Source organism: Selenomonas sp. oral taxon 149 str. 67H29BP (genome assembly GCF_000146365.1).
GTDB lineage: Bacteria > Bacillota > Negativicutes > Selenomonadales > Selenomonadaceae > Centipeda > Centipeda felix.
This window is the reverse complement of the sequence record NZ_GL397087.1, coordinates 454,363-477,404: the sequence shown is the minus strand read 5'-3', so window position 1 is coordinate 477,404 and position 23,042 is coordinate 454,363. Positions and strand designations below refer to the sequence as shown.

24 protein-coding genes are annotated in these 23,042 nt (G+C 58.8%); 21 read left to right on the top strand and 3 right to left on the bottom strand.

The features are described from left to right. The first annotated feature begins 890 nt into the window (after positions 1-890). The 17 genes from rsmD (at position 891) to HMPREF9166_RS02295 (ending at position 16,700) form a co-directional block, all read left to right on the top strand. Entirely contained in the window at positions 891-1,445 is a 555-nt protein-coding gene (rsmD, locus tag HMPREF9166_RS02375; protein ID WP_039980864.1) for a 16S rRNA (guanine(966)-N(2))-methyltransferase RsmD, read from the top strand. Continuing rightward, a complete protein-coding gene (gene coaD, locus HMPREF9166_RS02370; protein ID WP_009442444.1) occupies positions 1,442-1,933 on the top strand; it encodes a pantetheine-phosphate adenylyltransferase in 492 nt (163 codons plus the stop codon). Before rsmD ends, coaD begins: the two co-directional genes overlap by 4 nt. Before the next feature lie 36 nt (positions 1,934-1,969). Then, on the top strand, positions 1,970-2,509 hold the full coding sequence (locus HMPREF9166_RS02365; protein ID WP_009442443.1) for a hypothetical protein: 540 nt from the start codon (positions 1,970-1,972) through the stop codon (positions 2,507-2,509). Positions 2,510-2,573: 64 nt separating this feature from the next. Then, complete coding sequence (locus tag HMPREF9166_RS02360; protein ID WP_009442441.1) at positions 2,574-3,074, top strand: DUF177 domain-containing protein; 501 nt, start codon at positions 2,574-2,576, stop codon at positions 3,072-3,074. A gap of 15 nt (positions 3,075-3,089) precedes the next feature. Next, positions 3,090-3,269 carry a 50S ribosomal protein L32 gene (gene rpmF, locus HMPREF9166_RS02355; RefSeq protein ID WP_006306287.1) on the top strand — a complete coding sequence of 60 codons (180 nt, stop codon included), beginning with the start codon at positions 3,090-3,092 and terminating at the stop codon, positions 3,267-3,269. Between the two features lie 155 nt (positions 3,270-3,424). Next, positions 3,425-3,979 carry a transcription factor FapR gene (gene fapR, locus HMPREF9166_RS02350; RefSeq protein WP_009442439.1) on the top strand — a complete coding sequence of 185 codons (555 nt, stop codon included), beginning with the start codon at positions 3,425-3,427 and terminating at the stop codon, positions 3,977-3,979. 27 nt (positions 3,980-4,006) lie between these two features. Further along, a complete protein-coding gene (plsX, locus tag HMPREF9166_RS02345) occupies positions 4,007-5,023 on the top strand; it encodes a phosphate acyltransferase PlsX (RefSeq protein ID WP_009442438.1) in 1,017 nt (338 codons plus the stop codon). Further along, on the top strand, positions 5,016-6,020 hold the full coding sequence (locus tag HMPREF9166_RS02340) for a beta-ketoacyl-ACP synthase III (protein ID WP_039980862.1): 1,005 nt from the start codon (positions 5,016-5,018) through the stop codon (positions 6,018-6,020). Before plsX ends, HMPREF9166_RS02340 begins: the two co-directional genes overlap by 8 nt. After that, on the top strand, positions 6,020-6,967 hold the full coding sequence (gene fabK / locus HMPREF9166_RS02335) for an enoyl-[acyl-carrier-protein] reductase FabK (protein WP_009442436.1): 948 nt from the start codon (positions 6,020-6,022) through the stop codon (positions 6,965-6,967). Before HMPREF9166_RS02340 ends, fabK begins: the two co-directional genes overlap by 1 nt. Positions 6,968-6,978: 11 nt before the next feature. After that, positions 6,979-7,914 carry an ACP S-malonyltransferase gene (gene fabD, locus HMPREF9166_RS02330; protein WP_009442435.1) on the top strand — a complete coding sequence of 312 codons (936 nt, stop codon included), beginning with the start codon at positions 6,979-6,981 and terminating at the stop codon, positions 7,912-7,914. Between the two features lie 37 nt (positions 7,915-7,951). Beyond that, positions 7,952-8,695 (top strand): 3-oxoacyl-[acyl-carrier-protein] reductase, encoded by a 744-nt coding sequence (fabG, locus tag HMPREF9166_RS02325; protein WP_009442434.1) that lies wholly within the window; start codon positions 7,952-7,954, stop codon positions 8,693-8,695. 34 nt (positions 8,696-8,729) lie between these two features. Then, the gene (locus HMPREF9166_RS02320; protein WP_009442433.1) at positions 8,730-8,960 is read left to right on the top strand and encodes an acyl carrier protein; all 231 of its coding nucleotides are present in this window, start codon (positions 8,730-8,732) and stop codon (positions 8,958-8,960) included. 252 nt (positions 8,961-9,212) lie between these two features. Next, entirely contained in the window at positions 9,213-10,160 is a 948-nt protein-coding gene (locus HMPREF9166_RS02315; RefSeq protein ID WP_039980859.1) for a nitronate monooxygenase family protein, read from the top strand. Positions 10,161-10,179: 19 nt separating this feature from the next. Then, positions 10,180-11,430 (top strand): beta-ketoacyl-ACP synthase II, encoded by a 1,251-nt coding sequence (fabF, locus tag HMPREF9166_RS02310; protein ID WP_009442431.1) that lies wholly within the window; start codon positions 10,180-10,182, stop codon positions 11,428-11,430. Continuing rightward, positions 11,427-12,143, top strand: a complete 717-nt coding sequence (gene rnc, locus HMPREF9166_RS02305) for a ribonuclease III (RefSeq protein ID WP_009442430.1) — start codon at positions 11,427-11,429, stop codon at positions 12,141-12,143. Before fabF ends, rnc begins: the two co-directional genes overlap by 4 nt. A gap of 171 nt (positions 12,144-12,314) precedes the next feature. Then, positions 12,315-13,496 carry an efflux RND transporter periplasmic adaptor subunit gene (locus HMPREF9166_RS02300; RefSeq protein WP_371137026.1) on the top strand — a complete coding sequence of 394 codons (1,182 nt, stop codon included), beginning with the start codon at positions 12,315-12,317 and terminating at the stop codon, positions 13,494-13,496. Positions 13,497-13,508: 12 nt separating this feature from the next. After that, complete coding sequence (locus tag HMPREF9166_RS02295; RefSeq protein WP_009442428.1) at positions 13,509-16,700, top strand: multidrug efflux RND transporter permease subunit; 3,192 nt, start codon at positions 13,509-13,511, stop codon at positions 16,698-16,700. 287 nt (positions 16,701-16,987) lie between these two features. On the opposite strand, the gene HMPREF9166_RS02290 is transcribed toward HMPREF9166_RS02295, so the two are convergent. Genes HMPREF9166_RS02290 through HMPREF9166_RS02280 form a run of 3 tightly spaced genes read right to left on the bottom strand, consistent with a single transcriptional unit; the run spans position 16,988 to position 18,578 of the window. Beyond that, complete coding sequence (locus tag HMPREF9166_RS02290; RefSeq protein ID WP_009442427.1) at positions 16,988-17,320, bottom strand: branched-chain amino acid transporter permease; 333 nt, start codon at positions 17,318-17,320, stop codon at positions 16,988-16,990. Continuing rightward, positions 17,317-18,024, bottom strand: a complete 708-nt coding sequence (locus tag HMPREF9166_RS02285) for an AzlC family ABC transporter permease (protein WP_009442426.1) — start codon at positions 18,022-18,024, stop codon at positions 17,317-17,319. The genes HMPREF9166_RS02290 and HMPREF9166_RS02285 overlap by 4 nt, the downstream gene beginning before the upstream one ends. Further along, positions 18,021-18,578, bottom strand: coding sequence for a DNA-3-methyladenine glycosylase I (locus HMPREF9166_RS02280; protein ID WP_139062643.1), 558 nt, complete (start codon positions 18,576-18,578; stop codon positions 18,021-18,023). Before HMPREF9166_RS02280 ends, HMPREF9166_RS02285 begins: the two co-directional genes overlap by 4 nt. Before the next feature lie 261 nt (positions 18,579-18,839). Here HMPREF9166_RS02280 and HMPREF9166_RS02275 point away from each other — a divergent pair, with 261 nt between their 5' ends. The 4 genes from HMPREF9166_RS02275 to HMPREF9166_RS02260 all read left to right on the top strand — a co-directional run bounded on the left by HMPREF9166_RS02275 (position 18,840) and on the right by HMPREF9166_RS02260 (position 22,911). Continuing rightward, the gene (locus HMPREF9166_RS02275; protein ID WP_009442423.1) at positions 18,840-19,835 is read left to right on the top strand and encodes an ABC transporter substrate-binding protein; all 996 of its coding nucleotides are present in this window, start codon (positions 18,840-18,842) and stop codon (positions 19,833-19,835) included. Between the two features lie 24 nt (positions 19,836-19,859). After that, positions 19,860-20,846: an ABC transporter substrate-binding protein gene (locus HMPREF9166_RS02270; RefSeq protein WP_039981539.1), complete on the top strand. Its 987-nt coding sequence runs from the start codon at positions 19,860-19,862 to the stop codon at positions 20,844-20,846. Positions 20,847-21,235: 389 nt separating this feature from the next. Continuing rightward, positions 21,236-22,117, top strand: coding sequence for an ABC transporter permease (locus HMPREF9166_RS02265; RefSeq protein WP_039981537.1), 882 nt, complete (start codon positions 21,236-21,238; stop codon positions 22,115-22,117). Beyond that, positions 22,117-22,911, top strand: a complete 795-nt coding sequence (locus HMPREF9166_RS02260) for an ABC transporter ATP-binding protein (RefSeq protein ID WP_009442419.1) — start codon at positions 22,117-22,119, stop codon at positions 22,909-22,911. The genes HMPREF9166_RS02265 and HMPREF9166_RS02260 overlap by 1 nt, the downstream gene beginning before the upstream one ends. The last annotated feature ends 131 nt before the right edge of the window (positions 22,912-23,042 follow it).

Here is a 23,042-nt window from a genome sequence, read left to right as displayed (position 1 = left end):
GGTCGTATGGGAAAACGTCCCAAGAACACGAGTACAACGAAGTGTGATTGGCAGACGTTGACCGCTCCCCTGCATCGGCGGGGGAAGCTAAAATACCGTAGCCCTTCACGCTGCGACGGGACTTTGCAGCAGCCCGCATCCTGCGCATCGGAGCGAGAAGCTGACGTGCCGTAAACGAAAAGCCTCCCCTGCGCGAGCGGGGGAGGGGGACCGCGAAGCGGTGGTGGGGGCGAAAGGGAATAGCCGCGTGCGGCATTGAAACTAGCCGTAAAGAGGGCGTGCCTCCCACCATGCAGGGTTGCACCACAAACAAAGCCGCGTGCGGCATGAGCGCCCCTATCGGCTCGCTGCGCTCGCCACTTACTGACCTGTCCGAGAAGCAAGCCCATAGGGCACAGCTGAACGGGAAACAGGTCGTATGGGAAAACGTCCCAAGAACACGAGTAAAACGAAGTGTGATTGGCAGACGTTGACCGCTCCCCCGCATCGGCGGGGGAAGCTAAAATACCGTAGCCCTTCGCGCTGCGACGGGACTTTGCAGCAGTCCGCGTCCCGCGCATCGGGGCGAGAAGCCGACATGCCGTAAACGAAAAGCCTCCCCTGCGCGAGCGGGGGAGGGGGACCGCGAAGCGGTGGTGGGGGCGAAAGGAAACATTCGCGTATCGCTTCTTATTATAGAAGCGTTTGCACAGAAGCTTCAACATGATCTGTGAGATATCGTTGTCAATATTGTCGGAACGAGCTGCATCGTTCTGGCTTTTTGCTGCGCGAAATTCTTTCCCTCAGAGCGGCAGCTGTTTTTTCGTTTCGTGTGATACGGGAAGCAGGTTGAAATGCGAATGCGAATTGTGGTAAAATAGGAAAGTCTAATGACTGGCAGGAGGAATGCGATGCGGATCATCACGGGGAGCGCACGCGGTACGCGCCTGAAATCTCCTGCGGGGGATGGGACGCGCCCGACTGCCGATCGCACACGTGAGGCACTTTTCAGTATGCTCGGCAGCCGTGTGGTCGATGCGCGCGTGCTCGATCTCTTTGCTGGGACGGGGGCGCTCGCGCTGGAGGCACTCTCGCGCGGAGCGGCGTCCGCCGTGCTCGTCGACCGCACGACGCAGGCCATTCTCGCGGAGAATGCGGCACGCACGAAGCTCGCAGGGCGCGCGGAGATCCGCCGCAGTGATGTCTATGCCGCCGCCGCAGAGCTCGCACGTGAGGGACGTACGTTCGACCTCATCTTTGCCGACCCGCCCTATGCGCACGGCGATAATGCCCGCATGTTGGAGGCGGCGGCTCGCGGCGCGCTGCTCGCTGCGGGAGGCCTCCTTGTCCTCGAACAGGGGGCGGGAGAGGAGATCGTTCCGCAGGCGGGATCACTCCGCATGGTGCGCGAGCGGCGCTACGGTGCGGCGCGGATCTGTTTTTATGCAGAGGAGGAGCAGGGATGAGACGGGCGGTTTTTGCCGGGAGTTTCGATCCCGTGACGACGGGGCACATTGATATTGTGGAGCGCGCAGCGTCCATGTTCGATGAGCTCATTGTCTGCATTTTCCACAATGTCGCCAAGGAGGGATGTTTTCCTCTGGAGCAGCGCGTCGATTTTCTCCGCACGGCGACGGCACATGTGCCGAATGTGCGCGTGGATGTGTCCTCCGGTCTGCTGACCGACTATATGCGGCGGGAGGGAGCACATGTCGTGGTGCGCGGCCTGCGCTCGGTGAAGGATTTTGAGTATGAGGAGAATCATGCGGCGATGGTGCGCCACCTCATGCCCGAGAGCGATACGATTTTTTTGCTCACGCGCCCGGATCTGACGTTCATCAGTTCCTCGGGGGTGCGCGAGCTGATCCGCTTCCGTGGGCCGGTGCAGGGGATTGTCCCGCCGCCTGTGGAGCAGGCGATTCTGAAACTGTATGAAAAAACCCGACGGGGATAACGTGCCGTATGGTGCGCAGGAAAAGGAGCTAGATTTATGGCAGTAACGGATACGCTGAAGAAACTGGAAGACCTCGTTGCGGATGCCTCGCATCTTCCCTTTAGCGATAAGGCACTGGTGAATGATGATGAGATTGTGCATCTCGTGGAGGAGCTGCGCATGGATCTCCCCAAGGAGTTGAACCGTGCGGCGGAGATCATGCAGGAGCAGGAGGGGATCATCGCCCGCGCCAATGAGCAGGCGAAGAATATCGTCAGTGCCGCTGAGGCGCGCGCCAATCAGCTCCTCGAAGAGAGCGAGATCGTCATCCAGGCGAAGGAGCGTGCGCGGGCGATCATGCAGCAGTCGCAGGATCAGGCGCGCGAGCTGATGGAGCAGTCGCAGGCGAATGCCACGCGTTTGCAGAGCGATGCGGATGCCTATGCAAATCAGGTGTTCGAGCAGCTGATCGCCCACGTCGGCAGCACGTTCAAGGGCGTCCAGCAGGCGGAGGCCGGACTGAATCAGGCGCTCAATGTCCTGCGCACGGCCAAGGCACAGATGAATGCGCCGCAGGGCGACGGACAGGAACTCTGAGCAGCATGAAAACCAGCCTTGACAATGGGGAAAACCACCGCTATAATGTGAAAGGTCATGCGTCATGATGAAGCTGGATGTCGCCGCTTTGGCATCTGCTCCGGGGGAAAGCCGTGAATTCACATTTTCGGTGACGCCGGAATCTCTGGATCTCGGGGACAGCACCGCTGCCTATCGTGGGGCGGTGCATGTTGAAGGAACGGTGATGGATACCGGAACGTCCTTCCGTATTGTGGGGACGGTGCGGGCTGTCCGTGCGTTTGTCTGTGACCGCTGTCTTGCCGAAGGCGAGCGGGAAAATACGTATGATTTTTCTGAGGACTATGCGAAGACTCCGGGAGAAGCGGATGAGACGGAGGGCTACGATGGTGAGACCATCGTGCTTGACCCGCTCGTGCGCGATACCCTCCTTGTGGCTGAGCCGCTGCGTGAGCTGTGTAAGTCTGACTGTAAGGGGCTCTGTCCGGTCTGCGGACAGAACCTGAATGAGGGGACATGTACGTGCAATACGTTCGTCCCCGATCCCCGACTGGCGGCTTTAGAGAGCCTGCTCAAGAACGATTAAGGAGGTGTATCCAAAGTGGCAGTACCAAAGAGAAAGACCTCGAAGGCACGTCGCGATCGTCGCCGTGCCAACTGGAAGCTCGAAGCACCGCACTATGTATCGTGCCCGCAGTGTCATGAGCCGAAGCTCCCGCATCACGTGTGCATGGAGTGCGGTTACTATGACGGAAAACCTGTGGCCGAGGCGGCTGAATGAGGACGAAGCGAACAGCTGCAAGAAGTCGAAAGGCTTTTTGCAGCTGTTTTTTTGCGATTTTCTCTTGCTTTTCTTTTTAGTACCTAGTATAATGCTTTCATACTGATAGCAGTAGGTGCTAAAGTGATAGTGAAGCGAGAGGAGGGAACGGCGCGATGACGGAGAAGAAACGACGGCGTCAGGAGTCGTTGGTGCTTGCCGTGCGCAAGGAGCCGTTCCTGACCGATGAGGCACTGGCGCGACGGCTCTCTGTGAGCGTGCAGACGGTACGGCTCGACCGCACAGAGCTGGGGATCCCAGAGCTGCGTGCCCGTGTGCGGACGCTCGCCGAGAATGCGCGTGAGAAGGTGCGCGCCATCCCGCATGCGGAGGTGGTCGGCGATCTGCTGTCCCTTGAGCTGGGAGTGCGTGGGACGTCGGCGCTGAAGGTGACGGACGATCACCTCTTTGCCGACTCGGAGATCGCACGCGGGACGGCGCTCTTTTCACAGGCAAACTCACTGGCACTTGCGATTGTCGATGCGCCGCTCGCGGTCACGGGGGTCGCGAACGTCAAATATAAAACCCCTATCTACAAGGGGGATACGGTCATCGCACAGGCGGAGATCGTGAAGATACGCGGCAATAAAATTTTTGTCTGGGTCAAGACCTACCGTGATGGGCGGGAGGTCTTCCGCGCCAAATTTATCGTGGTTTCACTCGGAAAATGAGGACGACAGGGGAGAAGGGAGTGCAGGATGCGTATAGCAGTTGATGCGATGGGCGGCGATTTTGCGCCGAAGGAGATTGTCCGTGGGGCGATTGATGCGGCGAAGAAATACGACTGCGAGATCGTACTGGTCGGCGATGAGGCAAAGATTCGCGCGGAGCTGGGCGGAGCGGATACGGATGCCCTGCATATCTCCATCGTCCATGCGGCGGATGTGATCGGCATGGACGAGGCTCCGGCGGAGGCAGTGCGCTCCAAGAAGGACGCCTCGATTGTCGTCGCTACGTGCATGGTGAAGGATGGAGAGTGCGACGCCGTGTTTTCCGCGGGCTCGACGGGAGCTGCGGTCACGGCGGCACAGCTCATCCTCCATCGCATCCGTGGGGTCAGCCGCCCCACGATCGCAACACCGATGCCGACCCCGGACGGTGTGACGCTAATGCTGGACTCGGGCGCCAACGTAGACTCGAAGCCCGAGCATCTGGTGCAGAGCGCGGTGATGGGCTCGCTCTACGCCCAGTATGTCTTCGGCGTCGAGCGTCCGCGCGTCGGCCTGCTCAACATCGGCGAGGAGGAGACGAAGGGGAATGAACAGGCAAAGGAGACGTACCCGCTCCTGAAGACCGATCCGAATATATACTTTTGCGGGAATGCTGAGGGGCGCGATGTACCCAAGGGAAATTTCGATGTGGTCGTCTGCGACGGCTTTGTCGGAAATGTCGTGTTGAAGTTCGCCGAGGGGCTTGCCAAGACGATTCTGGGACTGATCCGCGAGGAGATTCGCGGGGCAGGCCTGATGGCAAAACTCGGCGCGCTGCTCCTCATGCCGACCCTGCGGCATCTGGGCAAGCGCCTCGATGTCCGTGAGTACGGCGGCGCGCCGCTCCTCGGCGTGAACGGCTGCTGTGTGATCGGGCATGGCTCTTCGGACGCAAAGTCCATCGCGAGTGCGATCGGTGTGACCGTCAGCTATGTCAACGGCAAGGTGCTCGATCAGATTCGCGATGCACTCGCAAAGGATGAGGAGGAAACAGGCCGTGTCTAAGATTAGTGCAGGCATCCTCGGAACGGGGTACTATGTCCCCAAACGGGTGCTGACGAACTTTGATCTGGAGAAGATGGTGCAGACGAACGATGCTTGGATCGTTGAGCGGACGGGCATTCACGAGCGACGTATTGCTGCACCGGATGAGCCTGTCTCGGCGCTGGCACAGCGCGCTGCCGAGATGGCGCTTGCCGATGCCGGTGTTGCGGCAGCGGATCTCGATCTCATCATCATGGCGACGCTCACCTCCGACCGCATCATTCCCGCGACGGCGTGCGTTTTGCAGGATCGTCTCGGCGCGAAGCACGCGGCAGCGTTTGATCTCTCGGCGGCGTGCTCCGGATTCGTCTATGCTGCGTCGATCGCGGCGCAGTTCATTGAGAGCGGCGTCTATCGTCACGTCCTCGTGATCGGCGGCGAGACCCTCTCGAAGGTCATTGACTGGACGGATCGCAACACCTGTATCCTCTTTGGTGATGGGGCAGGGGCAGCGGTCTTCGGTGCCGTCGAGGACGGCTACGGCATGCGCGCGTTCGATCTCGGCAGCGACGGCTCGGGGGCGGATGCCCTCGATATCCCGTCGAGCGGCAGCCTTTGTCCCGTTACGCCGGAGACGATTGAGCAGCGGCTCAACTTCGTTCACATGGACGGCAAGGCGGTGTTCCGCTTTGCCACTAAGGTCATGGGAAAGACCGTTGAGACATCCCTCCATCGTGCAGGGATGGAGAGGGAGGAGCTGGACTATCTCGTTCCGCATCAGGCGAATATCCGTATTATCCAGGCGGCAGCCAAGCGATTGACGATGCCGATGGAAAAAGTTATTATAAATATTCATCATTACGGCAATATGTCTGCCGCGTCCATCCCTGTCGCCCTCGCGGAGGCGGCGCACGCACATCGGTTCAAAAAGGGAGACAATATCGCCCTCGCGGGGTTCGGTGCGGGACTCACATGGGCATCGTGTATTATGAAGTGGGCGAAGGAGGAGAACGGTTAATGTTTGAACATAATCCGATCTGTCAGATGCTTGGCATCAAGTATCCTATTTTTCAGGGAGGCATGGCGTGGATCGGCACAGCGGAGCTTGCCTCCGCCGTCTCCAATGCCGGCGGGCTAGGACTCATCGGCGCAGGTCACATGCCGCCCGACGCACTCCGCGCCGAGATTCAGAAGGTCAAGGGATGGACGGATAAGCCCTTCGGTGTCAATGTGATGCTCATGAGTCCGTTTGTCAAAGAGGTCATGCAGGTCGTCCTCGAGGAACGCGTGCCGGTCATCACGACGGGCGCGGGCAATCCCGGCGAGTACGTTCCCGCACTCAAGGAAATCGGCTCGAAGGTCATTCCTGTTGTCGCCTCTGTGGCACTCGCACGCCGCCTAGAGCGTACGGGGGTCGATGCCGTGATCGCTGAGGGCACGGAGTCCGGCGGTCACATCGGCGAGATCACGACGATGGCACTCCTGCCGCAGGTGGTGGATGCGCTCCACGTTCCCGTCATCGGCGCGGGCGGCATCGGTGATGCACGCGGTATGGCGGCGGCGTTTGCCCTTGGCGCACAGGCGATCCAGATGGGGTCGCGCTTCGTCCTGAGCACGGAGTGTATTGCGCATCCGAACTACAAGAATGCCGTTCTGAAGGCAAAGGATCGCTCGACGGTCGTCACGGGACGCTCGCTCGGGCATCCTGCGCGCGTCCTCCACAATAAGCTCTCGCGCAAGTACGAGGAGATGGAGGCGGCGGGGGCGTCGCACGAGGAGCTCGAGCAGCTCGGTGTCGGCAGTCTGCACCGCGCCACCCATGAGGGCGATGTCGAGAACGGCTCGGTCATGATCGGTGAGATCTCGGGCATGCTCTCGGACATCAAGCCGGTCAAGGAGATCATCGAGGATATTGTGCGGGATCTGCCGGGCGCGATGGATGCCGCACGCAAGGTCTGTGACTAAGGAGTACCAGAATGGGAAAACTTGCATTTTTGTTCCCGGGACAGGGGGCACAGGTCGTCGGCATGGGCAGAGACTTCTACGATGCCTATGACCTCGCAAAGGAGCGTTTTGCCGAGGCGGATGAGGCCCTCGGCTACTCCATCAGCAAGCTCTGCTTTGAGGGTCCTGCGGATCAGCTCCAGCTGACCGAGAATACCCAGCCGGCCATCCTCACCGTCTCCGTGATTGCGGCGCAGCTGCTGCAGGAACGCGGCGTTTCCCCGGCGATCGCGGGCGGACACAGCCTCGGTGAGTATGCAGCGCTCGTTCTCGCGGGTGCGCTCTCCTTCCGTGACGCCGTCGTGCTCGTGCACAAGCGCGGTGCCTATATGCAGGAGGCTGTGCCCGTGGGCGAGGGCGCGATGGCGGCGATCATCGGTCTGGACGACGCGACGATCATCGACGCCTGTGCCGCAGCAAGTGCACAGGGAGCGGTACAGGCCGTCAACTTCAACTGCCCCGGGCAGACGGTCATCGCCGGTGCCGAAAAGGGCGTCTCTGCTGCGGTCGAACTGCTCAAGGAGAAGGGCGCAAAGAAGGCGGTCATTCTCCCCGTCTCCGCACCGTTCCATTCGACGCTCATGGCACCGGCGGCAAAGAAGCTCGCCGCAGAGCTCAACAAGGTGGCGCTCCATGACGCAGCGTTCCCCGTCGTCTCGAACTATACGGGCGGACTGCAGCAGACGGCAGCGGAGATCAAGGAGAACCTCGTCGCGCAGGCGGATCATCCCGTGCGCTGGATCGCATGTGTTGCGACGATGCGTGACTTCGGTGCGGATACGTACATCGAGTGCGGACCGGGCAAGACGCTCGCAGGCTTCAACAAGCGCATCGACAAGACGCTGACGAGCATGAACGTCGAGGACGAAGCATCTCTGCAAAAAACACTTGACACACTTAACAAGTAATGATTAAATAAATTCGTTATGATGAAGGAGGGCTTTCATGCTTCTTGATGGGGAAATTGCTCTTGTTACGGGCGGATCCCGCGGGATTGGACGTGCGATTGCACTACGTCTTGCCGAAGAGGGGGCGAAAGTCGCGATCAACTATGCCGGCAATCAGACGGCTGCCGAGGAGGTCAAGGCGATCATCGAGCAGCACGGCGGTACGGCGATGATCGTTCAGACCGATGTCTCCGACAGTGCGGCGGCGGCCGAGATGGTCGCACGCGTGCATGAGGAGCTCGGCGGGCTGGATATTCTCGTCAACAACGCGGGCATCACGCGCGATACGCTCCTTGTCCGTATGAAGGATGAGGATTTCGATGCTGTCATCAATACGAATCTCAAGGGAATTTACGCCTGCACGAAGGCCGCTGCCAAGTTCATGACGAAGCAGCGCAGCGGACGTATTGTGAATCTCTCCTCCGTTGTCGGTGAGATCGGAAATATTGGACAGACGAACTACGCTGCTGCAAAGGCGGGCGTGATCGGCTTTTCCAAGGCGGCGGCAAAGGAGCTCGCCGCGCGGCATGTGACGGTCAACGTCGTTGCGCCCGGCTTCATCGACACCGATATGACGGCTGTCCTGAAGGACAGCATCCGCGAGAAGCTCATCGAGGGCATCCCCCTCGGAGCACTCGGCAAACCGGAGCATGTTGCCGATGCCGTTCTCTTCCTTGTAAGCGATGCGGCGTCGTATATTACCGGCCAGGTACTCAACGTAGACGGCGGCATGGTGATGTAGCATATAACATCCTATTTAAAGGAGGTGAGAACACATGGCAACGTTTGACAAGGTTCGCGACATTGTCGTTGAGCAGCTTGGCTCGGAGGCTGATGAGGTCACCTTGGAGTCGACGTTCATTGACGATCTTGGTGCTGATTCCCTCGACATCGTTGAGCTCATCATGGCATTTGAGGAAGAGTTTAACGTCGAGATCCCTGATGAGGCTGCTGAGAAGATCAAGACGGTTCAGGATGTCGTCAATTACATCGACCAGCACAAGTAATGGACTGCGGCCGCGCTGCGGCACTGCACCATATCGGTCTTTTTGGGAAATCCCGTGACAGCTGAGGCGCACGGGATTTTTCTCAAAAGGCGGAATTAATTATGTATAAAACCAGGGCTTCTGTGTGCCCTGCATGAATAGATCCGCCTTCCATCCGGCGGTACAAACGAACAGCAATGGGTGGAGGGGGAGCCGAAACTTCTACGGAGAGACCTGCCGGAGGCAGTGCACTTTCCCGATTGGAGGGCTTATATGAGACTACCCGAGGTGAGGATCGGCAAGAAGGTTGCCACGATCCCCATCATTCAGGGCGGCATGGCGATTCGCATCACGACAGCGCGTCTCGCTGCTGCCGCTGCAAACGAGGGAGGGATCGGGCTCATCGCAGCATCCGGCATGAAGCCGAAGGAGCTGCGCTATGAGATCCGGCTCGCACGCTCACTTTCTCCCCATGGGATCATCGGCATCAACGAGATGGTCGCGGCAAAAGACTTTGCTGATGCCGTTAAAATTGCCATCGACGAGGGCATTGATCTTGTCGTCGCAGGCGCTGGATTCTCCCGTGATATGTTCCAGTATGGCAAGGAATCGGGGACGCCGATCGTGCCGATTGTCTCCTCGGCCAAACTGGCGAAGATATCCGAAAAACTCGGTGCGGCTGCCGTCGTGGTCGAGGGCAAGGAGGCAGGCGGGCATCTCGGTACGGATCAGTCGGTGCGCAGCATCATCTCCGATGTCCGCGCCGCTGTGAAGATCCCCGTGTTCGCTGCCGGCGGCATTCTGACGGGACAGGATATTGCCGATCTGCACAAGATGGGTGCGGACGGCGTGCAGCTCGGCTCGCGCTTTGCTGCGAGCGTCGAGTCCAATGCGGCACCGTCGCTGAAAGAGTACTATCTGAAGACGAAGCAGGAGGACGTGGTCATCATCCACAGTCCCGTGGGGCTTCCCGGGCGTGCTGTGCGCACTCCGTTCTCCGCGCGGATCATGAAAGGACCCGTCCCGCCGAAGGTCTGTGACCACTGCCTCAAGCAGTGCGATCACCACTTCTGCATCATCCGTGCACTCTCGCGTGCACAGCAGGGCGACGTGGAGACGGGACTTGTCTTTACCGGCGAATTTATGCCGCGTATTGATCGGATTATGAGTGTTCATGAGATATTTGAGGAGTTGAAACAGCAGCTCGCAGCAGCGAATTAGCGGAAAGGAGTCGGTTGGTTTGAAACAGAGGATAGTCGTTACGGGGGTCGGCCCGATCACACCGATCGGCATCGGCAAGGAGGCGTTCTGGGATGCGCTTCTCGCAGGAAAGAACGGCATCGACCGCATCACCCGCTTCGACGCGACACGCTACGCCGCGCAGATTGCCGGCGAGGTCAAGGATTTTTCCATTGACGGTTACATCGACAAGAAGGAAGCCAAGCGCATGGATCGCTATGCGCAGTTTGCCGTCGTCTCGGCGGGCATGGCATTGAAGGATGCGGGGCTCGATCTCGATAAGGAGAACCGTGACCGCATCGGCGCCTATGTCGGCGCGGGCATCGGCGGCATCGAGACGATGCACAGCACCTATGAGCGTCTCTTTGAAAAGGGCCCCGAGCGTGTCAGCCCCTTTTTCATCCCCATGATGATCGCCAACATGGCAGCGGGGCAGGTTGCGATCAACTACGGTCTGCACGGCCCCGTGTCCTGCATCGTGACGGCGTGCGCCACGGGCGCGAACTGTGTCGGTGACGCCTATCGCGTCATGCAGCGCGGCGAGGCGGATGTCATGATCGCGGGCGGCACGGAGGCGAGCATCTCTGAGGCGGCGAGTGCGGGCTTTGCGGCGATGAAGGCGCTTTGCACGGATCACAATGACGATCCTGCGCACGCTTCGCGTCCCTTTGACAAGAACCGCTCGGGGTTCGTCATGGGCGAGGGTGCGGGACTGGTCGTGCTCGAGACACTCGAACACGCCGAGGCGCGCGGTGCGCATATCTACGCAGAGCTTGTCGGCTACGGCTCGAACTCGGACGGCTATCATATCACGAGCCCGGCGCCGCACGGCGAGTATCAGGCAAAGTGCATGCAGCTGGCACTCGATGATGCAGGGCTGCGCCCCGAGGACGTCGACTATGTCAATGCACATGGCACGTCTACGCACATGAACGATCTCTGTGAGACCGAGGCGATCAAGACGGTCTGGGGCGCGGCGGCGAAGGATGTCGCTGTCTCCTCGATCAAGTCCATGACGGGACATCTCCTCGGTGCGGCTGGCAGTGTGGAGCTGATCGCGAGTGCTCTTGCGGTGGAGAACGATATGCTCCCGCCGACGATCAACTACGAGACGCCGGATGAGGGGCTGGATCTGGACTATGTGCCGAACAAAGCACGCGCTAAGACAGTGCGTGCGGCGATTTCCAACTCGTTTGGCTTCGGCGGACACAACGCCTGCCTCGTCGTTAAGAAATACGCGAAAGAATCATGACATATCCGATAACGGAAAAAAGGTGCGCGGAACTCGTGCGCCTTTCTGCGTCCCTCGGCGTAGATTTTGCCGATCTCTCCACCCTCGACGAGGCGCTGACCCATCCCTCCTATGCCAACGAGGCACGGGGACACGCAGCACATAACGAGCGGCTGGAGTTTCTGGGCGATGCCGTTCTCGAGCTCGCGATCAGTACGTATCTCTACGACGCCTATCCGCACTGTGCGGAGGGGGAGCTGACGAAGATGCGCGCGAGTCTCGTGCAGAGCGAGACGCTCGCACGGCTGGCGCGCCGGCTGCATCTCGGAGCACATCTGCGCATGGGGCGCGGCGAGATGCTCGGCGGCGGAGCAGAGCGGCAGAACAACCTTGAGAACGTCTTTGAGGCGGTGATCGGCGCGGTCTACCTTGACCGTGGCTGGGATGCCGCACGCGCCTATGTGCAGCGTCAGTTTGCCGACGAGCTGCCGCATCTGCGGCAGGAACACGTCGCACAGGATTACAAGACGATGCTGCAGGAATACGTGCAGGGACATGATCATGAGCCCATCGCCTATGAGCAGGTTGCTGAGAGCGGCCCCGATCACGACAAGCGTTTCACGATGCGCGTCCGCATCGGCACAGCACCGTTGGGTGAGGGGACAGGACGCAGCAAGAAAGAGGCAGAGCAGCACGCTGCGGCGGCAGCGCTGGAACGTTTGAGGAAACGGTAAAAATACGGTGAAAGCATGCATCAATCTTGACTTTTGCCGTGGATTTCGATAAGATAAACTTACTATGGCAGGGATTCCGACGATGGATACCTGCCCTTCTTCTATGAAGGACTGAAGCATTTTGTACCTCGTTGCGGGAAATGGGAAGAGGAGGTTATTCACTTGTTTGAGATGAGGAAAGGACTTGGCGTATTTGCTGCTGCTGCGCTGACACTCAGCCTAGTGCTCACGGGCTGTGGCGGAGAAAAGCAGGGGGGCGCACGTCCCACTGCCGTCAAGGCGATGAATGTCCTGCGGCAGGACGCGCCGCTGACGCACGTCTATGCCGGACAGATCATGGGCACGGACGAGGTGAAGATCCAGTCGCGCGTCTCCGGCAACATCGTGGAGAAATACATCACCGGCGGCCAGCCTGTACGCGCGGGACAGCCACTCTACCGCATCGACGCGCGCCAGTATGAGAGCGCACTCCTGCAGGCAAAGGCGAACCTCGCACAGTCGGAGGCGACGCTCGCCAACGCGCGCATGGATCTCGACCGCTACCAGCAGCTCTACGCAAACGCGGCGATCTCCGAGCAGACCGTGAGCAACCAGCAGGCACAGGTGAATGCCTATGAGGCTGCGGTTGCAGCGCATCAGGCAATGGTGCAGCAGGCGCAGGAGAACCTCGACGATACGACGATCTACGCGCCGATGTCAGGGCAGCTCTCCGTCAATGATGTCGCTGTCGGTACGTTCGTGTCGGCAGGCACGACGACGCTGGTCTCGATGGGCGCATCGAACCCCATCTATGCACAGTTCAGCCTCTCGGAGAACGAGTACCTGAACTTTGTCGAGCAGGCAGCACAGCAGGGCGGCATTGGCTCCGTCGTGGTGGAGCTGACCCTCTCGAACGGATCGAAGTATCCGATCACCGGTCGTATCGCCACGGCTGACCGCGCACTGACGGCACAGACGGGTACGCTGACGGTCAAGGCACTCTTTGACAATCCCGACGGACTCCTCCTGCCGGGGATGTTCGCGCGTGTCACATTGATCGGCGATACGATTCCGAATGCACTCCTCGTTCCCGAGCGTGCTGTGCAGCAGCTCCTTGGCAAATCCTTCGTCATGGTCGTCGGCGCAAACAACAAGGCAGAAGCCCGCACGATCACCCTCGGGGATAAGATCGGCAGCTACTACGTCGTGAAGGACGGTCTGGAGGCCTCGGACACGGTCGTTGTCGAAGGGCTCACGACACTCCAGGAGGGCGGCGATCTCGCGGTGACGATGGTGACGCCGGACGATATGGGATTCACGCTTGAGGGAGATTCCTCTGACTTTAATGCGAGCGCACCGACGCCCGCGCAGTAAGGAGGAAATCCGTTGGCAAAATTTTTCATTCACCGACCGATCTTTGCGATCGTTATCGCATTGATCATTGTTATCGTCGGAACGCTGGCTGGGTTTTCTCTGCCGATTGCGCAGTATCCGCAGATTTCTCCGCCGACGGTTTCGGTGTCGGCATCCTATACGGGCGCGAGTGCCGCCGTTGTCAATGAGACGGTCGCACAGGTCATCGAGGAGCAGATCAACGGCACACAGGGGATGGACTACATGAGCTCCACCTCCGATGATACCGGACGCTACAGCCTCTCTGTCACCTTTGATGTCGGTACGGACGGCGATATGGACGCGGTCAAGGTGCAGAACAACGCCGCCGGTGCCAACGCCAGCCTGCCCTCTGCGGTGCAGTCTGCGGGTGTCACAACGCGTAAATCCTCGGGGCAGATGGCGTACTTTGTTTCGCTATATTCCGAGGACGGCAGGTATGACCGTGCCTTTATGAAGAACTACGCGACGCTCTACTTCCTCGATGCGATCAAGCGCATCAGCGGTGTCGGCGACGTGCAGGTCTTTGGCGCAGACTATGCGATGCGCGTCTGGCTGAACCCCGACCGCCTCGCTGAGCTCGGCCTGACCGTCGCAGACGTCACGGCGGCGATCAAGGAGCAGAACGTGCAGGCTCCTGCCGGAACGGTCGGCGGTATGCCGGTAGAGAATGGGCAGGAAAAACAGTTTACGGGCAAGGTACAGGGACGACTCACGACGCCGGAGGAGTTCGGCAACGTCATCATCGCCTCGGGGAAGGATGGCTCGTTCGTCCGCCTGAAGGATGTGGCACGCATCGAGACAGGCCAGCGGCAAAACAATATCGTCGCGAAGTTCAACGGCTATCCTGCTGTTGGCTTCGGTATCCAGCTCACCTCGGACGCGAATGCGATGATTACCCTCGCCGAGGTGCGTAAGGTGCTTGCGGAGGCGGAGAAGACGTTCCCGCCCGGGCTCAAGATGAAGTCCGTCTTTGACAGCACGGACTACATCAATGCCTCCATCAAAGAGGTGGTTCACACTTTCGTCGAGGCATTGCTGCTCGTCGTGCTCGTCATCTTCGTTTTCCTGCAGAGCTGGCGCGCAACGATTATCCCGCTGCTCGCCGTGCCGGTCTCGCTCATCGGTACATTCGGCACATTCGTCCTCTTGGATTTTTCCATCAATACGCTGACGCTCTTTGCGATGGTGCTCGCCATCGGTCTCGTCGTCGATGACGCCATCGTCGTTATTGAGAACGTAGAGCATCACATGGAGAGCGGCCTCTCGCCTGTTGACGCAACGGAGCGTGCCATGGCGGAGGTGCAGGGGCCGGTTGTGGCGATTGCCTTCGTCCTTGCGGCTGTCTTTGTCCCCGTCGCCTTCCTAGGCGGCATGATGGGCGTGCTCTATAAGCAGTTCGCACTGACCATTGCGATCGCGATGGGGCTCTCTGCTTTCGTTGCGCTGACGCTGACGCCCGCGCTCTGTGCACTGATGCTGAAGCCAAAGAAGGAGAGCAATTCAGAGGGCGTACTCGACCGCTTCTTTGCTTGGTTTAACCGTGTCTTTGACCGTACACGCAAGGGCTATCTCGGCATCGTTTCAAGATTTATCCGCAAGGCGCGCACGGCCGTCGTGTTCCTGCTCATCGTCTGCGGCCTGACGGCCATCATCTACCGCAACCTCCCGTCGACGTTTGTCCCCGATGAGGATCAGGGCTATCTGATGATCGCCATCCAGCTTCCGTCCGGGGCATCCACGAATCAGACCCAAAAGGTCGTGGACAAGATCCAGCAGGCGGCGCAGAAGGAGATCAAGGGGCAGGATGCCGTCATGTCGATCAACGGCTTTGATATTCTCGCCGATGGGGCAAACTCCAACGGCGCAGTTGTCTTTGTCGGCATGAAGGATTGGTCGCAGCGTCCCGGGTTGGGCGAGTCTGTTGCCGCCGCCGTCGGAACGATGTTCCGCGTGGGGGCGATGGAGGCACCGGAGGCGACCGTCGTCGCCATCAATCCGCCGGCTCTGCCGGGGCTTGGCAACGTCGGCGGCTGGTCGCTCCAGCTGCAGGATATGAGCGGTCACTCGGATACCGAGCTGAACGACATCGTGAATGCCATCCTCGCTGAGGCGCGGACGCGTCCTGAGCTGCAGGGCGTCCGTACCACGTTCAAGATCAACGCGCCGAGCTATCAGTACGAGATTGACCGCGAGAAGGTCAAAAACCTTGGTGTGCAGCTTTCGGACGTGTTTACGGCACTGCAGACCAACTTCGGCGGCTATGAGGTCAACGACTTCAATCAGTTCGGCCGCACCTATAAGGTCGTGCTCCAGTCCGCGACACAGTATCGTACGGAGGCGGAGGCGGCGAAGTTCATCTTTGTCCGCAATTCGGCGGGGGAGATGGTACCGCTCGATACCCTCCTGAAGCCGAAACTCACAACTGGTCCGACACAGATCAGCCGCTTTAACGGCGCACGTTCGATCAACATACAGGGGAATGCGGCATCGGGATACAGTTCGGGCCAGGCGATGAACGCCATCACCGAGGTGGTGCAGCATCACATCAACTCCGGCTTCTCGATCGCATGGTCTGGTCAAAGCCGCGAGGAACAGAAGTCGGCGAACTCGACGATGCAGATTCTCGCGCTCGCACTGCTCTTTGTCTTCCTCTGTCTGGCGGCTCTCTATGAGAGCTGGAGCGTGCCGTTTGCCGTGCTCTTCACCGTGCCGACGGGCATCTTCGGTGCTCTCTTTGCCGAGTACATTCTTGCCGCGATCTTCGGGGCGATCGGCATTCCTGCACCGGGCTATCAGAACAGCGTCTACATGCAGATTGGTGTCATCATGGTCATCGGTCTTGCCGCGAAGAACGCCATCCTGATCGTCGAGTTCGCAAAGGTACGCGTAGATCGCGGCATGGATCCGCTGAAGGCGGCCATCCAGGCGGCAGGACTGCGCCTGCGCCCGATCCTCATGACCTCGTTCGCGTTCATCATCGGCTGTCTGCCGCTCTGTATGGCGTCCGGTGCGGGCGCAGCGGCACGCAACGGCATGGGCGTTGCCGTCGTCGGCGGAATGCTCTGTGCGACGGTGCTCGGCGTGTTCCTCATCCCTGTGTTCTACGTCATTGTCGACCGCATTTCGCGGATGCTCGGCATCCGTAAGAAAGCGAAGACACGCACGGCGGACGATTATATGTAAAAAGTGACTCTTTCATATCCCTCTATCGGCGCGCTGTGCCGGTATTCTTAAAGGCCTTCCCCGTATGACGGGGAAGGGGGACCGCGAGCGGTCAACGTCAACCAATCACACGTCGCTAACGCTCGTGTTCTTGGGACGTTTTCGCATACGACCTGTTTCCTAATCAGCTGCGCCCGATGGGCTTGCTTCTTGGACAGGTCAGCAAGCGGTGGAAGGGGCACAAAGATAAGGCTGCTTCACGAAGTTTCACGCTTCGTGAAGCAGCCTTTTTGTTTTCTTTATTATCTTTATGTAGTAAATATGAACTGAACGAGGAGCATATAGACTGCCGTTCCGCCGCCGATGGAGAGAAGCATCTGACGGAATTTCAAATGCAGGAGTGCTGTGACGGCGATGGCAATCCCCTCAGGCATACCGTGCGTCCCGCTGAGGAGAGACACATCCTTCAGGCAGTAAACGACGAGCATCCCGAAGACGGCGGCGGGGAGGACGTTGCCAAGGTAGCGAACGAGCGGCGGCGTTGGCTTTTTCTCCGAAAGTATGAGAAAGGGGAGCGCGCGCGTCAGTATGCTCGCGAGTGCACAGAGCCCGATCGTGATACACTGCTCGGTAAAACTCATGCCGTTTCCCTCCTCTCGATGATGGGGCGCAGGATGAGGCAGCCGAGGAGGAGCATTCCCATGGTCGGCAGCATGAACGCATCCCGGCCGAACATTATGAGCGCGAGTGCAGCGGCAGCGATACCGAGGATGCCCGTCAGATGCTGCGGATCGTTCTTCCACTGTTCGATGAAGATCACGACAAAGAGTGCGGTCATGGCAAACTCAATGCCGGATGTGTTGATGGGCAGTGCGCTTCCGATCAGTCCGCCGAGCGTGGCTCCCGTGACCCAGTAGAGCTGGTTCAGCAGGGTAACGAAGAACATGAACCAGCCTGCGTCGATATGCGGCGGGATCTTTGCCGTGTAGTTGATAGAGAATGACTCGTCACACATTCCGTAGATCAGGTACGGTTTTTTCCATCCCGTTCCACGGTATTTCTCAAACATGGAGATGCCGTAGAAGATATGCCGCCCCTGCACCATGAGAGCGAGCAGAAACGTTTCGAGCGGGGCAAAGGGGGCGAGGAGGAGCGCCGTGGCAATGAACTCAAGCGAACCGCCGAAGATGATCGCACTCATTGCCATCGGGTAGAGGAAGGAGAAGCCCAATGCATTCATGTAGATGCCATAGGCAATCCCGAGGAAAAAAATTGCGAGGATGGGGATGGTGTAGGGAAAGGCGGCCCGCAGGGCAGCGAGCGGAACATTTGTCATTTCTTTCATGGCTGCCTCCAGTCACAGTCCTCTGCGTGTGCGGCGAGCACACCGATGGCCTGCAGTGTCGAGTAGATCGACGTCGAGCCGACAAATTTCATCCCGCGCCGCTTCAAATCCTTTGTGATGCGATCGGAGAGGGGGGATGTTGTGCGGAGCTCCCAGCTCTCGCGGATGGACTTCCCCTCGGTGAAGCCCCAGATATAGGCGTCGAACGAGCCGTATTCACGAACGATGTCGAGAAAGACGCGGCTGTTCGTGATGCTCGCCTCGATCTTGCGGCGGTTGCGGACGATGCCCGCATCCTGCATGAGTGCATCTATCTTTCCTGCGTCGAATGCGGCGACGCGCTCCGGGAGAAATCCCTCGTAGGCACGGCGGAAATTCTCGCGCTTGTGCAGGATCGTCGCCCACGAGAGCCCCGCCTGAAATGTCTCCAAGAGGAAGAGCTCATAGAGTGCGTGATCGTCGTGGAGCGGGACGCCCCACTCCTCGTCATGGTACTTGATATAGATGGGATCCTCTGGATTGACCCATGCACATCGTCTGCATTTTTTCTCCATATATACACGCTCCATTAAGAAAAGCCGATGCCCCTAGGACTTCGGCCTTTGTCCTCTATTTCACTCTGAATTGCGATACGTCGTATTCTAGTAGGCCTGGAGCGCGTTGTCAAGGACAGAGGGCAGCGCATCTTCCGTGCGATAGCAATAGATTCGATAGATTAGCGCATCATTTGACGCTATCCCACTAGCTTTTTTCTTGTTGTCCATGTATAATGAAAAAGATTCAAAATTTGATAGGAAAGAAAAGGTGGAGATTCGATGCGGATGAAAACGGCAATGAAGGCAGTTGCTCTTGGCGTCGCCGCCCTCGGGCTTCTGACTCTCGCAGGCTGTGGGAAAAGTCAGCAGGCGAGTGGAGAGAAGACCTATAAGATCGGTGTCGTTCAGCTGGTGGAGCACAATGCGCTCGATGCGGCGAACCGTGGCTTTGTCGATGGCCTGAAGGCGCGCGGCTACGAGGAGGGGAAGAACCTCACGATCGACCGCCAGAATGCACAGGCGGATCAGTCCAATCTCCAGAACATTGCACAGCGTTTTGTCAGCGACAAGGTCGATCTGATCTGCGCGATTGCAACGCCCGCGGCACAATCGGTAGCAAATGTGACGAAGGATATCCCCATCGTCGGGACGGCGATCACGGACTATGTGAGCGCAAAGCTCGTCCAGTCGAATGAGAAGCCGGGCGGAAATGTGACGGGCACGAGCGATCTGAATCCGATCAAGAAGCAGATCGACCTCCTCATGCAGCTCTACCCGAATGCAAAGGTCATCGGGACGGTGTACTCCTCGAGCGAGATCAACTCTGAGACGCAGATCAAGGCGATGAAGGAGTACGCGGAGTCGAAGGGGCTGACGGTACGCGCTGCGACGGTATCGACGGTCAATGACATCCCGCAGGCGGCACAGAGTCTGGTCGGGGATGTCGATGTATTCTATGAGCCGACGGACAATGTGATTTCCTCCTCGATCCCGACGCTCGTCAGCGTTACGGATGCGGCGGGCAAGGCAGTTATCTGCGCCGAGCCGTACATGGTCACGGGCGGCTGTCTCGCGACCTACGGCATCGACTACTACAAGCTCGGTGTCCAGACAGGCGATATGGCGGCCGACATTCTCGACGGCAAGGCCAAGCCCGCAGATATGCCGATTGAGACGGCACGTGACTTGACGCTGGTGGTCAGCAAGGGCAACGCAGAGCGGCTCGGGCTGACGATTCCAGAGGAGGTTCTGAAGGATGCAACACTGGTGGACTGATGAATGGATGATGATGGGACGTTGATGCGGATGAATAATTGGATGAAATGTGCCGCGCTTGGACTGACGGCACTCGGACTTGTGGCGGCGGGCTGCGGACAGCAGACGCAGCAGGGGGAAAAGACCTACAAGGTCGGGATTGTTCAGCTTGTGGAGCACAGCTCGCTTGACGACGCAAACCGCGGGTTTGTTGACGGGCTGAAGGAACGCGGCTATGAGGAGGGGAAGAACCTCACGATTGACCGCCAGAATGCGCAGGCGGATCAGTCCAACCTCCAGAATATCGTTCAGCGCTTTATCAGCGATAAGGTTGACCTGATCTGCGCGATTGCGACACCGGCAGTACAGTCTGCCGCGAATGCGACGAAGGATATCCCCATCGTCGGTACGGCTGTGACGGACTACGTGAGTGCGAAGGTCGTCGCATCGAATGATGCTCCGGGCGGCAACGTGACGGGGACGAGCGATCTCGCGCCCATCGCTGAGCAGATTGACCTCCTGATGCAGCTCTATCCGAATGCCAAGACCATCGGCACGATCTACTCATCGAGTGAGATCAACTCGGAGATTCAGGTCAAGGCCATGACGGAGTATGCACAGTCCAAGGGACTGACGGTGCGTACGGCGACGATCTCGACGGTCAACGACATCCAGCAGGCAGCACAGAGCATGGTGAACGACGTAGATGTGTTCTATGAGCCGACGGATAACGTGATCGCATCGGCGATTCCGACGCTCACGAGCATTACGGATCCTGCGGGCAAAGGTGTGATCTGCGGCTATGTCGGCGGTGTTGCGGCAGGTGCGCTTGCGACAAAGGGTATCGACTACTACAAGCTCGGCGTACAGACGGGCAATATGGCGGCGGACATCTTTGAAGGAAAGAAGCCAGCCACGATGCCGATCGAGACGGCGCATGACCTCACAGTGGTCATCAACAAGAAGAATGCAGAGAAGATCGGGCTGACGATTCCTGCGGATGTGCTAAACGGTGCGACCATCGTCGAGTAACAAGCAATCGACACAAAGAGGAACTATTGCATCCCCCCATCGGCTCGCCATGCTCGCCACTTCCCCCGTAAACGGGGGAAGCAATTTAGGGAAGCACTGATAAATTCGGTACAACCATCTTGACGCATCTTTTTTGCCCGCACTTCGGCGGAAAATCCTCCACAGAGCACCACTCTGCGTCCGGTTTTCCACCTCGTTCGGACAAAAAAATCTACGCCAATCTGGCAGACCTCATTTTATCAGTGATTCCTTAGAAAGGTCGTAAAGCCTTCCCCGTATGACGGGGAAGGGGGACCGCGAAGCGGTGGAAGGGGCACAAGAAAGGGCTGTTATACGAGGTGAATACCTTCGTGCAACAGCTTCTTTTTACGGAGTTTGGGAGTGACATTATGGATCTCGTTGTAGCGACGGCTGCGCAGGGTGTCCTTTGGGGACTCTATGCGCTTGGCGTCTATCTGACTTATCGCGTACTGGATATTGCCGACCTGACCGTGGAGGGCAGCTTCCCTCTCGGTGCGGCAGTCGCCGCCTCGATGCTGATGGCGGGCTATGCGCCGATCACGGCGATCTTTGCCGCCTGCATGGCAGGGTGCGTTTCCGGAATCGTGACGGGATTTTTCTGCACGAAACTCAAGATTCCCGCGCTGCTCGCCGGTATTTTGACGATGATCGGGCTGTACTCCATCAATCTGCACGTCATGGGAAAGGCGAATCTGCCGCTCCTGCAGCGTGAGACGCTGTTTACCCAGTGGAACATCTGGGGGCTGGATGCCTCGACCAATATTCTCCTCATCGGGACGGTCGTTGTTGTTCTTGCCATCCTGCTGACGTACTGGTTCTTCGGCACGGAGCTCGGGACGGCGATTCGCGCGACGGGCGCGAACCCGCACATGATCCGCGCAAATGGCGTGAACACGGATGTGATGATCGTTCTTGGTCTGCTCCTCTCGAATGGGATGGTCGCGGTCTGCGGCGCCCTTGTCGCGCAGAGCAACGGCTTCGCCGATGTCGGCATGGGGACGGGGACGATCGTCATCGGACTTGCCTCCGTCATCATCGGCGAGGTGCTCTTTGGCACGCGCAGCTTTAAGAACTGGCTGATCTCCGTGGTGCTCGGCTCGGTCGTCTATCGCGCCGTCATCGCGATCGTGCTCCAGCTCGGTATGCAGCCGAATGACCTCAAGCTCTTTACGGCGATCCTCGTGGCGATTGCGCTCTCGCTCCCGCTCATTCAGGAGAAGTACCATGCAATGCGGAAGGGGGCAGAGTGATGCTGCAGATCGAGGATATTAAGAAAACATTTAACCCCGGGACGATTACGGAGAAAAAGGCGCTCTCGGGCATCAGCCTTCACCTTCGCCCCGGTGATTTCGTCACCGTGATCGGCGGCAACGGTGCGGGCAAGTCCACGCTGATGAATGCTATCGCGGGGGCGATTTCGGTCGATGCGGGGAAGATCTACATTGCGGGCGAGGACATTACGAAGTGGCCGGAGCACCGCCGTGCAAAGTTCATCGGACGCGTTTTCCAAGACCCGATGATGGGGACGGCGGCACGCATGATGATCGAGGAAAATCTCGCCATCGCGGCGCGGCGCGGGCAGACGCCGACGCTCAAATGGGGCTCGACGAGTGAGATGCGCGATGTGTTCCGTGAGAAGCTCGCACGCCTGAAACTTGGTCTGGAGGATCGCCTTTCCTCGCGTGTCGGGCTTCTCTCGGGCGGACAGCGGCAGGCACTGACACTTCTCATGGCGACGCTCGTCAAGCCGAATTTGCTCCTCCTCGATGAGCATACGGCAGCCCTTGATCCGAAGACGGCGGCGAAGGTGCTGGAACTGACGCAGCAGATCGTCGCGGAGGATCAGCTGACGACACTGATGATTACGCACAATATGAAGGATGCCCTGCGCTATGGCAACCGCCTCATCATGCTGCACGAGGGACGCATTCTCTTCGATGTGCCGCAGGAGAAAAAGGAGGGGCTGACCACGCGCGACCTGCTCTCCATGTTTGAACAGGCGGCGGGCAGCGAGCTGGCGAGTGACAGCCTCCTGCTGAGCTAGAGATGCACGGATAAATTCGGCACAGCTGAATTAGCATTGATTTTTGATCGCGATTTGACGCGAAATCCCGATCCCAGCGCGTAAAACAATAGGCAAACGATAGTTCTTAATTAAAACCTAACGCGCTTCAC